The organism is Acinetobacter sp. ABJ_C5_2 (assembly GCF_044538485.1).
GTDB lineage: Bacteria > Pseudomonadota > Gammaproteobacteria > Pseudomonadales > Moraxellaceae > Acinetobacter > Acinetobacter nosocomialis_A.
In genome coordinates, this window is the sequence record NZ_JBIUCS010000029.1 from 22,625 (window position 1) to 38,998 (window position 16,374).

Annotated in this window: 20 protein-coding genes, 1 tRNA gene and 1 pseudogene; 14 read left to right on the forward strand and 8 right to left on the reverse strand. The window is 35.4% G+C overall.

What is annotated here, in order from left to right:
- Positions 1 to 81 precede the first annotated feature (81 nt).
- A pseudogene (locus ACH8JV_RS16595) lies at positions 82 to 211 on the forward strand (hypothetical protein).
- Positions 212 to 255: 44 nt separating this feature from the next.
- The gene (locus ACH8JV_RS16600; protein ID WP_000423274.1) at positions 256 to 1,215 is read left to right on the forward strand and encodes a LysR family transcriptional regulator; all 960 of its coding nucleotides are present in this window, start codon (positions 256 to 258) and stop codon (positions 1,213 to 1,215) included.
- Positions 1,216 to 1,263: 48 nt separating this feature from the next.
- On the opposite strand, the gene ACH8JV_RS16605 is transcribed toward ACH8JV_RS16600, so the two are convergent.
- The gene (locus tag ACH8JV_RS16605) at positions 1,264 to 1,464 is read right to left on the reverse strand and encodes a heavy-metal-associated domain-containing protein (protein WP_001985155.1); all 201 of its coding nucleotides are present in this window, start codon (positions 1,462 to 1,464) and stop codon (positions 1,264 to 1,266) included.
- A gap of 166 nt (positions 1,465 to 1,630) precedes the next feature.
- Here ACH8JV_RS16605 and ACH8JV_RS16610 point away from each other — a divergent pair, with 166 nt between their 5' ends.
- From ACH8JV_RS16610 to ACH8JV_RS16620, 3 genes are all read left to right on the forward strand, one after another.
- The gene (locus tag ACH8JV_RS16610; RefSeq protein ID WP_396522585.1) at positions 1,631 to 4,102 is read left to right on the forward strand and encodes a heavy metal translocating P-type ATPase; all 2,472 of its coding nucleotides are present in this window, start codon (positions 1,631 to 1,633) and stop codon (positions 4,100 to 4,102) included.
- Positions 4,103 to 4,177: 75 nt separating this feature from the next.
- A complete protein-coding gene (gene cueR, locus ACH8JV_RS16615) occupies positions 4,178 to 4,579 on the forward strand; it encodes a Cu(I)-responsive transcriptional regulator (protein ID WP_005070253.1) in 402 nt (133 codons plus the stop codon).
- Between the two features lie 27 nt (positions 4,580 to 4,606).
- Positions 4,607 to 5,014 carry a GFA family protein gene (locus tag ACH8JV_RS16620; protein ID WP_396522588.1) on the forward strand — a complete coding sequence of 136 codons (408 nt, stop codon included), beginning with the start codon at positions 4,607 to 4,609 and terminating at the stop codon, positions 5,012 to 5,014.
- A 601-nt stretch (positions 5,015 to 5,615) separates the two neighbouring features.
- Here the strand turns inward: ACH8JV_RS16620 and ACH8JV_RS16625 are convergent.
- On the reverse strand, positions 5,616 to 5,972 hold the full coding sequence (locus tag ACH8JV_RS16625; RefSeq protein WP_263613310.1) for a four-helix bundle copper-binding protein: 357 nt from the start codon (positions 5,970 to 5,972) through the stop codon (positions 5,616 to 5,618).
- Positions 5,973 to 6,450: 478 nt separating this feature from the next.
- Positions 6,451 to 6,780, reverse strand: a complete 330-nt coding sequence (locus tag ACH8JV_RS16630) for a hypothetical protein (RefSeq protein ID WP_016805181.1) — start codon at positions 6,778 to 6,780, stop codon at positions 6,451 to 6,453.
- A gap of 452 nt (positions 6,781 to 7,232) precedes the next feature.
- On the opposite strand from ACH8JV_RS16630, the gene ACH8JV_RS16635 reads away from it, so the two are divergent.
- Positions 7,233 to 7,826, forward strand: a complete 594-nt coding sequence (locus ACH8JV_RS16635) for a LysE family translocator (RefSeq protein WP_396522590.1) — start codon at positions 7,233 to 7,235, stop codon at positions 7,824 to 7,826.
- A gap of 49 nt (positions 7,827 to 7,875) precedes the next feature.
- A complete protein-coding gene (locus tag ACH8JV_RS16640) occupies positions 7,876 to 8,094 on the forward strand; it encodes a hypothetical protein (protein WP_348888888.1) in 219 nt (72 codons plus the stop codon).
- A 241-nt stretch (positions 8,095 to 8,335) separates the two neighbouring features.
- On the opposite strand, the gene xseB is transcribed toward ACH8JV_RS16640, so the two are convergent.
- A complete protein-coding gene (xseB, locus tag ACH8JV_RS16645; protein ID WP_396522592.1) occupies positions 8,336 to 8,530 on the reverse strand; it encodes an exodeoxyribonuclease VII small subunit in 195 nt (64 codons plus the stop codon).
- Positions 8,523 to 9,785, reverse strand: a complete 1,263-nt coding sequence (gene xseA, locus ACH8JV_RS16650; RefSeq protein WP_396522594.1) for an exodeoxyribonuclease VII large subunit — start codon at positions 9,783 to 9,785, stop codon at positions 8,523 to 8,525. The genes xseB and xseA overlap by 8 nt, the downstream gene beginning before the upstream one ends.
- A gap of 256 nt (positions 9,786 to 10,041) precedes the next feature.
- Here xseA and ACH8JV_RS16655 point away from each other — a divergent pair.
- Positions 10,042 to 10,118, forward strand: a tRNA-Met gene (locus tag ACH8JV_RS16655).
- Between the two features lie 179 nt (positions 10,119 to 10,297).
- On the forward strand, positions 10,298 to 10,528 hold the full coding sequence (locus tag ACH8JV_RS16660; RefSeq protein ID WP_025465682.1) for a hypothetical protein: 231 nt from the start codon (positions 10,298 to 10,300) through the stop codon (positions 10,526 to 10,528).
- A 152-nt stretch (positions 10,529 to 10,680) separates the two neighbouring features.
- On the opposite strand, the gene ACH8JV_RS16665 is transcribed toward ACH8JV_RS16660, so the two are convergent.
- The gene (locus tag ACH8JV_RS16665; RefSeq protein WP_263613315.1) at positions 10,681 to 11,352 is read right to left on the reverse strand and encodes a LexA family transcriptional regulator; all 672 of its coding nucleotides are present in this window, start codon (positions 11,350 to 11,352) and stop codon (positions 10,681 to 10,683) included.
- A gap of 628 nt (positions 11,353 to 11,980) precedes the next feature.
- Between ACH8JV_RS16665 and ACH8JV_RS16670 the strand changes: the two genes are divergently transcribed.
- Positions 11,981 to 12,310 carry a hypothetical protein gene (locus ACH8JV_RS16670; RefSeq protein WP_272480772.1) on the forward strand — a complete coding sequence of 110 codons (330 nt, stop codon included), beginning with the start codon at positions 11,981 to 11,983 and terminating at the stop codon, positions 12,308 to 12,310.
- 36 nt (positions 12,311 to 12,346) lie between these two features.
- Entirely contained in the window at positions 12,347 to 12,892 is a 546-nt protein-coding gene (locus ACH8JV_RS16675; RefSeq protein WP_396522596.1) for a glycoside hydrolase family 108 protein, read from the forward strand.
- Between the two features lie 93 nt (positions 12,893 to 12,985).
- Here the strand turns inward: ACH8JV_RS16675 and ACH8JV_RS16680 are convergent, their stop codons facing one another.
- The gene (locus ACH8JV_RS16680; RefSeq protein ID WP_396522598.1) at positions 12,986 to 13,603 is read right to left on the reverse strand and encodes a LysE family translocator; all 618 of its coding nucleotides are present in this window, start codon (positions 13,601 to 13,603) and stop codon (positions 12,986 to 12,988) included.
- Positions 13,604 to 14,121: 518 nt separating this feature from the next.
- Here ACH8JV_RS16680 and ACH8JV_RS16685 point away from each other — a divergent pair.
- From ACH8JV_RS16685 to ACH8JV_RS16695, 3 genes are all read left to right on the forward strand, one after another.
- Complete coding sequence (locus ACH8JV_RS16685; RefSeq protein ID WP_236753953.1) at positions 14,122 to 14,337, forward strand: cold-shock protein; 216 nt, start codon at positions 14,122 to 14,124, stop codon at positions 14,335 to 14,337.
- A gap of 204 nt (positions 14,338 to 14,541) precedes the next feature.
- Positions 14,542 to 14,775, forward strand: a complete 234-nt coding sequence (locus ACH8JV_RS16690; protein WP_343569276.1) for a hypothetical protein — start codon at positions 14,542 to 14,544, stop codon at positions 14,773 to 14,775.
- Positions 14,776 to 15,046: 271 nt separating this feature from the next.
- Positions 15,047 to 15,871 (forward strand): pyrroline-5-carboxylate reductase family protein, encoded by an 825-nt coding sequence (locus ACH8JV_RS16695; RefSeq protein ID WP_396522600.1) that lies wholly within the window; start codon positions 15,047 to 15,049, stop codon positions 15,869 to 15,871.
- Positions 15,872 to 16,021: 150 nt separating this feature from the next.
- Here ACH8JV_RS16695 and ACH8JV_RS16700 read toward each other — a convergent pair whose 3' ends face one another.
- Positions 16,022 to 16,141: a hypothetical protein gene (locus ACH8JV_RS16700; protein WP_263613322.1), complete on the reverse strand. Its 120-nt coding sequence runs from the start codon at positions 16,139 to 16,141 to the stop codon at positions 16,022 to 16,024.
- Positions 16,142 to 16,374: the final 233 nt, after the last annotated feature.

The following is a 16,374-nucleotide window of genomic DNA, read 5'->3' on the forward strand; positions in this document are numbered from 1 at the left end:
GTGGAAGTCACCAAGGCCTTAGCTACGATCTACAAGGTCTTGATATCCTAATATTGTCAATGAAGCGCATGAGTGCGCTAGGTGTTTAACCGTGAATTGATGAAGATGAATCACTGGAAGATTGGCAAGAAGGCTTTTTCACAAAGCAATTCATCACTTCATCGGTTTGTTGCTTGTATATACCTTAAAAGAATGGTTAAACTGTGTCTAAGACTGAATTTGCATTTTTTTATATCTTAAAGGTATGGAAACCTGATGGAACTAAGACATTTACGGTATTTTGTGGCTGTTGTTGAAGAACAGAGCTTTACAAAAGCTGCGGAAAAACTATTTATTGCTCAACCACCTTTGAGTCGACAGATTCAAAATTTGGAAAGTGAGCTTGGAATTCAACTGTTTGAGCGTGGAAGCCGTCCTTTACAAACCACCCCAGCTGGACATTTCTTTTATCAGCACGCCCTTAAACTTTTGTCGAATGCTGAAGAAATAAAAAGTATGACCAAGCGAATTGGTCTGATTGAACGTAGTGTGACGATTGGTTTTGTCGGGTCTTTACTCTATGGTTTACTGCCGCGAATCATTTATTTATTTCGCCAGCAGCAGCCGCATCTGAATATTCAATTGATGGAGTTAAGTACGACCGAACAGTTACAGGCATTAAAAGAAGGGCGTATTGATGTTGGATTTGGTCGTTTAAGAATTAGTGATCCTGCGGTGAGACGCATTCTGCTACGTAAAGAACGATTGGTGGTTGCTGCACATACCAGCCATCCGATTGCTCAGCGTACGGAAGGGGTATATCTGGCCGATCTCATTGATGAAAAGATGTTTATGTATCCCACTTCGCCGAAACCCAATTTTTCGACCCAGCTTTTGAATATTTTTGCCGAGCATAGTTTGGTTCCCAAAAATATGCATGAAATACGGGAAATTCAGCTGGCTTTGGGCTTAGTTGCAGCGGGTGAAGGGATCTGCATTATTCCAGCAAGTGCCGATACCATTCGATTTCCACACTTAAACTATATTCCGATTTTAGATAACGGCGCGGTCAGCCCAATTTTTATTACTGCACGGGCAATGGACAGAAGTGAAGACTTACAATCATTGTTCGATTGTATTTATCAGGTTTATGACTTGGAAGGGATACCTTATCAACGGACGGTTTTTACACTTGATCAAAACCCGATAGATGATTCAAACGGCATCGACTTTTAAATAAAGCAGTGCATAGCCTCAAAGGTTGAAGCTATGCAATTTTATATCTTATTGCACTTTCGCTGGGAAACCATCTTCTTCAAGTGCTTCGGTAATTTTATCGACGCTTTCACTGCTTTCAACAGTCACGATTTTGGTCGCTAAGTCTACATCTACTTTTGCATTTGGATCGACGTCCTGAATCGTTGCTGTCACACCACGTGCGCAGCCACCACAAGTCATATTTTCAATAAGTAGTTTCATATTCATACTCCATCAAGAATGAGATGTTTGTTTGGATAACACTGAGTCTAAACCTTGTCATGATTGTAAGGTCAAGACCAATTTTTTAAAAAAATATGCTTGACCTTCCCATGATGGGAATCTGTATGCTCAATACAGAATATTAAATTTTGCAGATTTGCAGAGGTGTTTGATGGACTCAAAAAACACAAAATTGCCAGCATATAGTGAAACACTTCCAATCGAAGGCATGACTTGTGCCTCCTGTGTAGGTCGTGTCGAAAAAGCACTTAAGAAAGTTGAAAATGTAGAGATTGCCAACGTTAATTTGGCAACAGAAAAAGCCGTCGTTTATTCAAATCAACCGATCCATCGCGAAGCACTGGTTAAAGCAGTTGAACGAGCAGGTTACGATGTTCCAAAAGCTGCGCCAGTGGAGTTGTCTATTGAGGGTATGACTTGTGCATCTTGTGTTGCACGTGTTGAAAAGGCCCTTAAAAAAGTAGAAGGCGTTCAAGAAGCCACAGTCAACTTAGCAACAGAGCAAGCTTGGGTACAAGCAGATGCATCAGTCAATGTTGAAGACTTAATTCGCGCTGTTAAAAAAGCAGGTTACGACGCAAAAGCATCTGAAAAAAATCAAGATGAGCAACTCGACAAAAAAGCGTCAGAGTTAGATCAGCTTAAAAAAGATTTAATCATTTCGATTGTGTTGGCCTTACCTGTGTTTATTTTGGAAATGGGTTCACATCTCATTCCAGCTTTTCACATGTGGGTCATGGACACGATTGGTCAATACAATAGCTGGCTTTTACAGTTTGCTTTGACCACACTAGTGCTCGTTTTTCCAGGTCGCCGTTTTTACCAAAAAGGGATTCCAGCCCTATGGCGTTTAGCGCCAGACATGAACTCTCTAGTGGCAATTGGAACCTTGGCTGCCTACAGTTTTTCAGTCGTAGCAACCTTTATGCCGCATGTGTTACCACAAGGCACGGTCAATGTTTACTTTGAAGCGGCTGCCGTTATTGTCAGTTTAATTTTGCTCGGACGATATTTCGAAGCAAAAGCTAAAGGACGTACTTCACAAGCGATTCAACATTTAGTAGGAATGCAGCCAAAAACAGCCCGTATTCAACGTGATGGTCAAGTGGTTGAAGTTGCTGTTGCTGAAGTGGTCAGTGGAACGATTGTAGAAATTCGTCCGGGTGAACGTGTACCTGTCGATGGTGAAGTGGTTGACGGACACAGCTATATTGATGAATCTATGATTACGGGTGAGCCTGTTCCTGTTGAAAAGAAAATAGGAGAGCAGGTGGTTGGTGGTACGGTCAACCAAAACGGTACTCTAAACATTCGGGCAACCTCTGTTGGTACTTCATCTGTACTTTCACAAATTATTCGCATGGTTGAACAAGCCCAAGGTTCTAAACTTCCGATTCAGGGTTTAGTTGATAAAGTCACCATGTGGTTTGTACCGGCTGTCATGCTAATTGCTGCAATCACTTTCTTGGTTTGGTTTATTTTTGGGCCAGAGCCTGCGCTGACTTTTGGTTTAGTGAATGCTGTTGCGGTACTGATTATTGCGTGTCCATGTGCGATGGGGCTTGCAACACCAACTTCTATTATGGTCGGTACTGGACGTGGTGCTGAGTTAGGTGTCTTGTTCCGTAAAGGTGAAGCTTTGCAGCTTTTACAAGAAGCACAGGTCGTTGCCGTTGATAAAACAGGAACACTCACCGAAGGTAAACCGACACTGACAGACTTTAATGTGCAATCAGGTTTTGAGCGTGAACAAGTGCTGACTTTAGTTGCTTCGGTCGAAGCCAAGTCTGAACATCCAATTGCTCTTGCGATTGTTCAAGCAGCAGAGAGTGAAGGCTTAAACTTATTACCAGTAACAGCATTTAACTCGATTACGGGTTCAGGTATTGAAGCAGAAGTTTCAGGCCAGAAAGTACAAATTGGCGCAGATCGTTATATGCACCAACTTGGTTTAAACACCAGCTCATTCCAAACGATTGCTGCTCAGTTAGGTGAAGAAGGTAAAACACCGCTTTATGTTGCTATCGATCAGCAACTTGCAGCAATTATTGCCGTGGCAGACCCAATTAAAGAAACAACCTATGCTGCGATTGAGGCCTTGCATCAATTAGGTCTCAAGGTTGCCATGATTACAGGAGATAACCGTCATACGGCGCAAGCGATTGCTAAAAAGCTGAACATTGATGAAGTTGTGGCAGAGGTTTTACCTGAAGGCAAAGTGGACACAGTTCGCCAACTGCAAAAACAATATGGTCGCTTGGCCTTTATAGGTGATGGTATTAACGATGCTCCAGCCTTGGCACAAGCAGATGTTGGCTTAGCCATTGGTACAGGAACAGATGTTGCCATTGAAGCAGCCGATGTTGTGTTGATGTCAGGTAGTTTAAAAGGTGTACCGAACGCAATTGCGTTAAGTAAAGCAACCATGCGAAACATACGTCAAAACCTGTTTTGGGCATTTGTATATAACGTTGCACTTATTCCAATTGCAGCAGGTGCGCTTTATCCAGCATTTGGTGTGTTACTTTCACCGATGTTTGCAGCAGGTGCGATGGCACTTTCTTCAGTCTTTGTTTTAGGCAATGCGTTACGCTTAAAACGTTTTCATGCGCCAGTACAGTAAGGGTGCTGAAAATCAACTTTTGGTTTAAGATCATGACAGCAGGTCTTAAACCAAATTTAATATTTGAGGTGTGAGATGAATATCGGTCAGGCATCCAAACATTCAGGCATTTCGGCGAAAATGATTCGCTACTATGAAGAAATCGGTTTACTTGAAGCAGCTCAGCGTTCTGCTTCTGGCTATCGCATTTATTCAGAAACAGACCTTAAAACTTTAAACTTTTTAAAACATGCCAGAGAGTTAGGTTTTTCATCCGAACAGATGAAAGAGCTTATTTCGCTTTGGAAAAATACCGATCGGCATAGTGCAGAGGTGAAAGCTTTAACCGTAAAACACATTGCCGAATTAAAGCAAAAAATTGCTCATTTACAGGAAATGGTTAATATTTTGCAGGCTTCAGCCGATGATTGCTGCGGTAACCAGCAAGCTTCTTGTGCGATCTTAGATCATATTGAAAAAGGTGTGGGTGTAAGCTAAATCCCATAAAAATAAAAAGGTAAAATCATGATTTATACAGCTTCTTGTCTTTGTAATGGTGTTCAACTCAACATTAATGCTGAATTAAATCCAATTATGGTTTGTCATTGTAAGCAATGCCAAAAAGCACAAGGGGCTGCTTTCGCTGCCATTACTCAAGTACAAAAAAGTGACTTAAATATTGTGCAGGGTGAAAACCTGTTACAGGCTTATTTTGCATCGCCTAATAAAAAGAGAGTGTTCTGTAAAACCTGTGGTTCACCGATTTGGAGTGAACGTTTAGATAAACCTGATGTGGTACGTTTAAGGGTAGGACTCATTAATGAAGAAATATCGACATCAGTCATTTCTCATGCTTTTGTGTCTTCAAAAGTGAAGTGGTATCCAATTTGCGATAGTGCTCGCCAATATCAAAATGGGGTAGAAAACCCTTAAATATTAAGGTTGGATTGTATTTTATTCATTTGTAAAAAAACGTGAACAGCACTAGCCATGAATAAATAATGTGCTATAACTGTACTTAAGGTAATCGTAATATCTCCTCGATCCACAGGGAAACTTGGGACAGGGCAAAAGATACGATAAGACCTTACATATAGCTAGCAAAGAGCATGTAAGAAATGGATAGACACAAATCTTAGATTGCTCACCGTTGCAGAAAAGCCCGTGAAACGGGCTTTTTTAATGCCTGTAAAAGCTATTTCTTATTTGTGAAAATCATAGATTTTTAAACTATTTATGAAAAAGTAATGTAAAAATAACAAAATATTTTAAATATACAGACTATTCTGTATTGAAATTTATTTTTATTAAAGGTACATTGAGTCAACGGTTTAAAGTTCAAGCTTAATAATGAACTCATGGTCGTTGTGGGAGATCTAAGAGCCTGCATTTTCCCCAAGATGCGGGTTTTTTTTATGCCTAAAGAAAAGTAGTTATTCATCTCATCTAAAATTTTAATTTTCTAATTCTTTGTTTTTTAAATTTTTAAAACCTACGAGCCAAATAGGTCGTAGGTTTTTACGCTAACTAGAAGTTAAGCACGATATGCCTGACAAGCTTGGGCGCATGCTAAACATGCTTTTGCACAAATCTGGCAATGCTCATGTTCGTGTTTACTACATTCAGCTGCGCAAAGTTGGCATGCACTGGCACATAATTGCATAGCTTGTTCAGCAAGCTCCGAATGTCTTAACTCTAAAGATGTGCATAGCTGACAGGTTTCTACACACGTTAAACAGTGTTTAATACATTCACGCATCATATGCACATGTTCTTCTTGTAAACATGCTGAGGCACAATGTTTACAAGCAAACATACATTCAATGCATGCTTGAATAGAGGTAGATGCTTGACTAAACAGAGAAGGGGTTGGTTCTTGTGAGCTATTCATTTTAATATTCTCCTTTTGAAAGGCTATTATTAAAAAACCGAATATTTTTATCTTTTTTCATTTTATAAAATCATTTTTCCTATAGGGCACTTTGAAATGAAAGGTCTACAAATGCTCAATAAGTGATTAACCTCGTATAAGAATGTTACATGTACTTTTCTAATTAAAGTTTTGAAAAATGATGAAGTATGAAGAAAAAACTCTTCAAACAAGACATAAAATTTATTTCGATATAATACTTTTGGCTAATTTTTTAATGAATGAAAATTAGGCAAATTATCAGTGTGAACTTTAAGAGCACACGTAATGGAAAACATTGAACAGTACGCTCACGGAGCTGAGCATGAAGTCCACGTACACTGCAAACGATCATTAAGTACATTAATACTGAGTCTGTTTGTGTTAATTGCGATTGGTCGTTAAACGAAAAAGCACCCAAGGGTGCTTTTTCTGTATCTACTGACTTTGCTAGATAATTTTAAGAGCTTGTAAAGCCGCGCCGTTTTTTATAGGCCTTACGATCATAAGAGGGTATATTGGACTTTTGAAGGTCAATAGCCAGTTGTTTCTTACGTTGAAATTGCACTTCATTTAAAAGTGCATCATAGATTTTGGGACGGTCAGTTTTAAACTTTTCTACATCCAATGGAATTTTACTTTCCTCTTTAACAATATACAAAACAGAACCATTGGCATTCGTTTCATATATTGTCCAACCAACCCGTACTGTATAAAGACCGGTTTTCTGATCCTTTCCTAAATAAGATTTAAAACCATCCGGATGTGGGCGAACATAAGCATTCATCATGCATCCTCCATCAACTATTTAATTCGATGAAAGCGGCGATTAATGAATTGATGGGGAACAATACATCTATTCAGTAAAATCACGATTTTCACTTGTATATATATTGATCAATTTGGCAATTTCAAGGCGTATGATATTTCTTTCCGATGGAGGGGAAATAAGATAGGTTGATTAAAAAGCACTCAAAAATAACGACTTAATTTTAAAAGATAAATTATTAAGTAGTTTGAAGTCATTTTTTAAATTAGAGTAATATTTTTAAAAAATGTGTGACGAATTTTGCAAATTTAAAATTGAACAAATTATAATGAACCAAGATTCACTTTTTAATAAGCTACTAATTTTAAAAAATAAAAAGTATTTGTAATATTTCTTGTTACAACGATTTTGTCGACAATATAGGACTGTTTTTGACATATTTCGCCTAGCGTAATCAATCGAGTTTTTAGCCTATGGTGTCATTTTTGTTTATTGGACTTGTGGTCACTATTTTGCTGACTCCAGGACCAACAAATACATTATTAGCCTCGGCTGGCATACAGGCAGGGGTAAAGCATTCACTTAAGTTAATTCCGGCAGAGGTAATAGGTTACCTAATCGCAATTACCTCTTGGGGTGTTTTACTTGAGTCAGTATCTCATTTCATTCCATGGCTTCCAGCCATATTAAAACTGATCAGTGCGGGTTTCATTCTCTATCTTGCTTTTAAACTCTGGATGACATCGACTGAAGATATTAAATTAGACCGACCACTCATTACGCCAAAAGCTTTATTTCTTGCAACACTTTTAAACCCGAAAGCTTTGCTCTTTGCTTCGGCGATTTTTCCACATGCAGCGTGGGAAAATCCGCATTTGTATTTTATTCACATTGTTGTCTTTTTATCTTTAATTACTCCAATTGCTTTTTTATGGATTGCTTTTGGAACAGTCCTTATTTCAAATAAAGTAACTTGGTTAAATCAACGCAATTTACAACGTACAGCTGCATTTATTTTAACTTTCTTTGCCATGCCAATCGGCTATTCTGCGATTAGCTCATTTTAAACTTAACCCATTATTTATATTAAAAAAATTTATTTTTCAGGAGATTTTTATGAAAAGATTAAAAGTAATTATCAAGGACCAATTTGATAAAGAATTAATTGCTTTGGCAAAAGTTAGACCCATGAATGACCATGTGCTTGAGCTTCATAAAAGTGTAGAACATATTGAAATTGATGATGAGATTATTCTACCCAATATGGATTTACTTTATGAAAATCCAAAAGATGGGAAAATTTATAAATTAGTTGGTCCATTCAATGAGGAATAACTCTTAAATTAAATTTAACAATAACCATGAGCAGAGTTTGTGTTTTATAGTCTTATATGGTGAAAATTAAGCCAAACTAACGTATAGACACAATTAAAATATTGAACATCGAAAGTCGTTATGGGACTATGTTTTTGCAAAAAATGTGACCTAATCCTCATTTTTGCATTTCAGGACTAAGTGGTGTTCACTAAGCCCATTTCTTCAATGAGAAGTAGAAATGGGCTTTTTTTATTGCAAATTATTCTTTAAATGTTTCATCTAAAGCTTGTTGAACAGCTTCAATTCGAAATTTACACGCTTTATAAGCACTAATCGATTCTTCAACAATTTTCATTAAATTATCAATATCTGGGCTTTCCTGAGACTCAAGTAATTCAGCATTTCGTTTTAAGATGGCATGACCTTCTTTGAAAGACAGTTCTTTTTCATTCATTAGGAATTACCTCTGTAATGTTGGCTTCAATCACACCATCTTGCATTTCAATCGCAATGGCAGGGTTTGAAATTTGATGTATAGACCGAATCGCTTTTCCTTCGGATCTGACAATTGCATAGCCTTTGGCTTGAACTTGTTTCGGATTTTGTAAAAGGACTTCTTTCATTAATGATTCGATTTCAGCTAATGAAAATTTAACCTGTTGCTGTGAACTAAATTGAATACGCTCTTTCATTTGATCAAGTAGGCGATGTGCCGAGTTAAGTTGACCTTGGGCCGAAGATTTAATCTGATGAAGTAGCTGATCATTCTTGCTTTGATAGGTCGTGATTTGATGCTGTGAAAGAAGCTTAATAGTTTGCAGACTATCAACGGCTTCTTGTACGCGTTCAACAATATGGTTACGGATGCCAGCAATAACTTTACTTGGCGTGTCAAATGAACGATGGGCAATTTCATCAAGAATGGTACGGTCTTTTTCATGACCAATACCAACCCAAATCGGTACAGTGCGTTTGCAGAGCAGGGCTGCAAGTTCATAATCATTTAAATAAGCTAAGTCATTTACAGCACCACCACCACGAATAATTACAATCAGATCGGGTGGAAAGTTATAACTATTTACCCATTGCTTTAACCCTGTTGCCAATGACTCCATAAGGCTAACGGCAGCCGTATTTCCCTGAAAGGTCGCACTTTGATAAACAAAATGGCAAACCCCATTTCGCTCAAGAGCATCTGCATCTTTTTTAAAGTCCCCCAAACCTGCAGCATTTTGAGGAGCAATCACTAAAACATTTTGAATATCAAAAGGAGTAGGGAGAAGTTTATTCTTGTGAATTAATCCTTCTTGAGTTAAACGCTCCACAATTTGTTGATAACGTTTTGCAATTTCCCCAAGTGTAAAACTTGAGTCAATCTCTTCTATATTGACTGAAAATCCATATTGCGGATCAAAACGAGCTCTAATTTTAATTAAAACGTTTAAGTCACTTGCTAACTCAATTCCTGTTTCTCGTTCAAACTTAAGAACAATTTTACTCGCTGAAAATTTCCAAATAGTTGCTTTACAACTGGCGATGACTTTATCCGTATCTGCATCTTTCTCTGCAAGTTCTAAATAGTAATGTCCACCTTTAATATTTAAATTCCGAATCTCTGCCCTAACCCATACTGGTTCGTCAAATGTCAGGCGTATTACTTCCTGCACAGTGCCGAGATATTCGCTGAGTGAGAACTGGGGATCAGACATATAAACTAAAAATAATTGGATGAAACTAGATAGTATAAAAGCTATCCAAGCAAGGCAATTGATGTCTATGAATATCGGGTTCTATTTAAAATAAATACAACAATTTAAAGAACTAAAAGTTAGAAATTGATATGCCAATTTAGACTAAATGGTTAAAATGAAAAATTAATAAAAAGATAATTGTTAATAATTACAACCGATTAAAAAATAAAGTTTGCTTTATAAAATATATAGGCGTATAAAGCTTACTTCCAATTGCGGGGTGGAGCAGTCTGGTAGCTCGTCGGGCTCATAACCCGAAGGTCGTTGGTTCAAATCCGACTCCCGCATCCAAAAATATTATGCTCTGTGATGTACTACTTTTCGTGATACGAACTCATGAAAAGCAATTAGCTTATAAATAACCCTATATCAAGCTAAATATTAAATTCTAGACGAATTGTCCATACCTTAAATCTAGCGTTCTAATTAAATACCGTCAAATCACATGAGCTCAGTAATGAGTGAATACGATTGTGAATATAGTAAATGAATGGCAAATTGCCACAGCCGTAAATGGCAATGAAATTAATGTGAGGATCATTCCTCACGTGCGTAAGCAAAACTCACTTGATGGCTATCGTTGGGTAGAAGTTGGAAAGAAAATTCAGCTTCAAACTGGTGAAGAAATTGAGTTAAACCAAGATGGTAAAAGCTTCTATGCCGGATTTAACCAACTTTATCGTTTAAATACATATTGTTGATAAAACTATGGTAATAAAGCAAAAAAAACCTATCCCTTTTAAAAGAGATAGGTTTTTTTATATCTAATGGAAAAATAAATAATTAAAGTTATAAACAAGTAAACTACATGAAAACGATGAAATTATTATTTTAACTATATTTAATAACTAAATTAACCGGCCCGCCAGAACTGACGGCCCATCACTTTAAAGTTTTTCCCGTTCTCTTCAGTGACACGGCGATCTCTAAATTTTTCATTTAAGCTATGCAAAATTAAAGAGCCATCTGCTTCTTTAAAAATTTGTTTAATCATTCCCTCGCCAGCGAAATAAACTGCATAGATTTCTCCATCAATCACTTCTGTCTGAGAAATATCAATACCGACCAAATCTCCATCTTTGATGTAATCGGTCATGCTATCGCCCTTAGCTTTAATAATGCGCATACATTCCTGAGGAACACGCTTTTCTTTAAAGAATGAAGCAGGGAAAGGAATTTTTCCATTAATTGCATCAAAATGAAATTCGATTGATTCGCCTGTACCACAAGAAAAACTTGCTTCAACGACTTCAATCCACACATATTGATCTACTACATCATGACTGACAACGGTAGGACTAAATACATCACTTTCTCTAAAAGAATCTTCTGTGTTACCAGTAGTAAGCCAATAAGCGTCTACACCTAAAAACTGTGCAATGAGTGGAAGAAAAGCAGATTTTAAGTTCTTTCCCGATTCTAAAGCTTGATAAGCAGGCTGAGACATTTTTACTGCTTCAGCAACTTCTGCCTGAGTTTTCTTAGCTTTAATCCTTGAATCTTTTAAACGGTCTTTAAGAGCCATAATGATCGCACCAGCTAACTTATAACAAATATATAACTTAAGTTATATCTAGTAAAACAACTATAGTTATTGACTAATAATAACTATAGTTATAATATCAGTTATAAGAACTCATTGATAGAACGAATCAAATATTTTACTTAAGTATGTTTTTAATTTTTATCAATGGCTTAGTAAGTAGTGATATTTATTCTGCCTCACTGGACGACAGAATATAAAAAATGGCGATAGTGAATCAGTGGTAGAGATCGGCTATCAAAAACAAAAAATGAAATAAAAAAAGCCCGATTCCGTGGATCAGGCTTAATGTTCGTCGATAAAGGGTATCAAGAACATGAAGAATCTAACAAAGAATTTAATGGCTCACAAAAGTTTCCGATATACGGCAGCGTGTTATCTCAACTTTTTGGTCAAAAAAGATAAGTCATTGATGTATGCCAGTTTTAAGAGAAAAAAGAACGGCTAAGCTAACTGTGGTTGTGTAGCAGATTTTTATAAAAATATGAGAAATAACAATGGAGTAATCAAGATTATTTTTCAAATTTTAAGTATGAGACAGGATTAAATTATGGAAAATTTTTTAACATTAAATGGACTAGCTTCTGCTTTTAAGCTTTATGGTACGGTCATGATGATTGCTTTAGCTGTGAGCTTAGTCGTAGCAGTGGTTCTAATCATGCGTTTTCCTCGTTCACCTCAAGAATGGGTAGTCGGTTTGATTTGCACTATTGTCTCAAGCTTGACTGGTGGCTCATTCATTATCATGAAATGGGACTTGCATGAATGGGTGACAGATATATGGGGCATGATCACTTTAGGTGGATTCTTCTTTATTTGTGGCTTACCTGGCTGGGCAATTGTGAGATGGATATTTAACTTCATTAATAAACAAGAAGGGAAAACCATTGTTGAAGTAATGAAAGACTTAAAAAAAGCAAAAGATGATATTCAAAGTTAATACCTAACAGTGAGTTTTATAAATGAGGACAATCCCATGAATATTGAACAATATTTAGATGCACTTATAAAACGTGAAGGTAGTTATGTAAATGACGTCCTTGACTCTGGCCATGCTACTAAATATGGCATTACGCAAGCAGTTGCACGTAATTATGGATATCAAGGTGAAATGAAGGATTTACCTTTAGAGATCGCAAGAGATATTTATAAGAACCAATATTGGCTTGAGCCGCGATTTGATCAAGTTAATTTGATTAGTCCGATCATTGGTGAAGAGCTACTCGATACAGGAGTAAATTGCGGTATTGGTTTTACAAAACCACTTCTACAGCGTGCTTTGAACTTGTTAAACCGGCAAGGGAAAGAAGGTTGGGCGGATCTTAAATTGGATGGGGAATATGGACCCTCTACATTACAGGCTTTATCAATCTATATAAAGAAGCGCGGTAATGAAGGTGAACGGGTATTAGTACGTCTTCTGAATATTATGCAAGGCCAACGCTATATTGCAATTACCGAGAAAAATCCAAAGTATGAGCAGTTCTTTTATGGATGGCTTGCTAACCGTGTGAACTTATAAAAAGACCAACTTGTTAGAGCTGTTTTTAAGCATATAGGCTACAAAACATTTAACAAGCTGGTCCATTCTGCTTTTTATAGGAGTACAAACTTGTTATTGAGTAATAAGTAAAATAGCGAGAAGAAAGAAAATACAACCACTGACTTTATTCAGTTTTGCAAAATTATTTCCTGCAAGCATTTTCTCTTTAAAAATGGAAGAAAAGTTGGCATAAACTAAATGAATTAAAAATCCAATAAAACAAAAGGTTAAAGATAAAACCAGAAACTGATTTAATATTTCTTTTTTAATATCAATAAACTGTGGAAAAAGAGCAATGAAAAAGACAATTGTTTTGGGATTAAGTAGTGAAGCAAATAATCCTTGATAGAAAAGTTTTGATTTCTTTATACCTTTCTCGTCATGTTCAGTTTCGAGTGAATCTTGTGTTGGGGATTTTTTTATGAAATTTTTATAACCTAAATACATAAGGTAAAAGGCCCCAATAAACTTTAAGACCGTGAAGATCGTAGGATTACTGGTAATAATAAGCCCGACTCCACTTGCAGAAATCACAGCAATAATGAACATACCAATGATTAAACCGCTAATACCGAATAAAGCGGTACGTACACCATAATTAATTGAATTTGTTACTGTAAATAAAACGCCTGGTCCTGGGCTTGATAATGTAAGAAAAGCAATGGTTATAAAAACTAAGAGACCATTCACGGAGTTACTTCCTGTTTATCATCAACATGTTAAGCTGCACACGTACTTTAAAGTAGAATAAGTGAAGTGTATATATACAAGTCTGTATATTTTATAAAAAAGTAAAATATTTTAATTATTCCTACAAGTAAGTGTTTGAACTTATAGCAAAGCTTAAAAATTTATCGAAGACAAAATTTTATCATGTAAAAAATAAGATATATTTAATTAATATATTGATGTTAAATCAATAAAAAAACTTGTAAATAGTTTTTAAAATCAATGAATAAGATAAGAGTGGAGGGTCTTAAATTAAGTAAAAAATCAATTAATCAAGATAGAGATTGCAATTCGTTAAGAAGCGTGTATAGTCGACTTTAACTACAAAAATATTCATGTAACCCTAAATCTCTCTTTTCGCAGTTTTATTTATAATCCTCCGTATATTATTAGATATTTAAGTAGAGTGTATATTTTTTAGTTTAATTGGTTCACCCAATAACAAATGATAATGTTTTTTAAAAAATTAGGATTAATTTATGTCTAATACTACTGGTACAGTAAAATGGTTTAATGAAACTAAAGGTTTTGGTTTTATTCAATCTGATGAAGGTAAAGATGTTTTTGCACATTTTTCTGAGATTCAAACACAAGGCTTTAAAGTTCTTTTAGAAGGTCAGCGTGTTCAGTTTACTGTGACACAGGGTAAAAAAGGCCCACAAGCTTCGAACATCACAATTGTGACGAATGCTTAAATAACGTAATTTGATGATTTTATTGGTTTTATTTTTTTGGCGATTTGCTCAATTAAATAACATGAAATCATCTACGTAGTTAAAAAACCCACTTCTTCCTTTGTGGGTTTTTTATATAAAATATTAAATAAGTTGATTATTTGTTTTATATAATATAAAAATTAAATTTATGTTTTATAAGTTAACATTATAACTGGTATAAAAATGGATATTTGTATTGGCGGTATTTTAAACGGTAAAGTAAGAAAAAATAATGAAAATTGTTTCTGTGTTGGAAACCCTCATTCAGATGATGTCACTGAGTACCATAAGCAATACTTTCATTTAGATGGAAAGCTTTTGTCATTTTGGGTGTGCAGTGAAATCAATTTTCAAGAAGCATCACGAATAGCCGAGAGTTTCTTAAAAAAAGAGCAAAGATCGTTAAGTGAATGTTAAATAAAAACACTTTAAGCTTGGCAACTATAATGCTTAAATCAGATAAGCTAAAAATAATTTTTAATTACATATTTTTAACAATATAGATTAATTTGTTATTCATAACGTCATAAGTAATAGGCTAATCTTAGCTCAAAATATGATTTTGTTGTAAAATCAAACTTAACATTCATAAAAATTTATTAAATTTTTATTGTATTAACGGTCCATGACTTAAGTCATAAATAATATTTCTTTTTGTAGTATATCTAAAGGAAGGAAATAATTCTAAATGTTGAATATAGTACAACCTAATATTTGCTTTATTGGCAGCAGTAATTTGTCTTTAGCTTTAATTGGAGGTTTGGTTTTAAAAGGATTCCAAAAAGAAAAAATTAATCTTATAGAGGAAGGAAAGTTTGATAATGAAATTATTCTAAAGCAAAAACAGCATGAGGTAAAAAAGGCTGATATCGTTGTTTTATTACTAGACCCAAAAAACCTAAAAGCTATACTGGCGCCATTAAAAAAATGGCTAGCTGATAAAACGATAGTATCAATGATGGCTGGGGTTAATATTAAACAACTAGTAAGTATTACGGGTTCAAAAAAGATTATAAGAGTCATTTCTAACCCACCTGTATTAACTTATACGGGTACCCATGTGCTGATTGGTTCAGAATATCTAGAGCCTTTAGATAAAGAAGTAGTTGAGACAATTTACTCAGCAACAGGGAAGACCTATTGGGCAAACTCAGAATCGGAAAGTGATGCCATTATTGCTTTATCAGGTTCAGGCCCAGCGTACTTCTTTTATATTCTCGACAGTATGGTCAAAACAGGTGTTTCTATGGGGCTAGATAAGCAGTTCGCTTTAGATCTCGCACTACAAGCAGCCTCAGGTGCCGTAGACATGGTCCGTAAAAGTAACGTTCAGCCAAGTGAACTATGCGGGAAGGTGACACTGGCTAATGGAATTACCGAATCTGCTTTACGAATGTTTGAACTAGGAAACCTTTCCGACGATATCCGACTGGCTTTGAGAGCAGCTTATCATCGTAGTAAAGAAATAAGTCTCGAGATTAATGCTGACATTACTAGGCATAGCTTTAACTGATAACCAAGTACCTTTCAATTTGGAGATAACTTATATTTTGAAAGGTACTTTTTATACTTAATAAGTCATTTAATGCCCTAAGAATGAAGCATATAATTACTTATACTGGTTCATAATCAAAGCTGTTTTTATATGAGTATCTAGTTTAAATTATGGAATTTGCAAGAAATATTCCCAAATAATGTAGCCCAAACCAAACCCTAGCATTGAATAGAGTGTGATAATAAATAATACAAAACTAGCTTTATTTTTCTTTCTTAAAAAATTCATGTTAGCTACCTCGTGTCTAGATGTTTACTATCATGAAGAAATACAATGTGTAATCATAGATACAGAATTTTTTCAAAAAAATATAACAGATGAAGAAGTGTTATAAATTACTCTTTAATTAAGTTTTTCTTTAAATTTGTAAATCGAAAGACGTTAGGGATCTTAAGTCTAATTTTCAGAGAAAAAATATGAAAATGGGTTTCCTATTGATTTATAAAAATATTATATTGAAC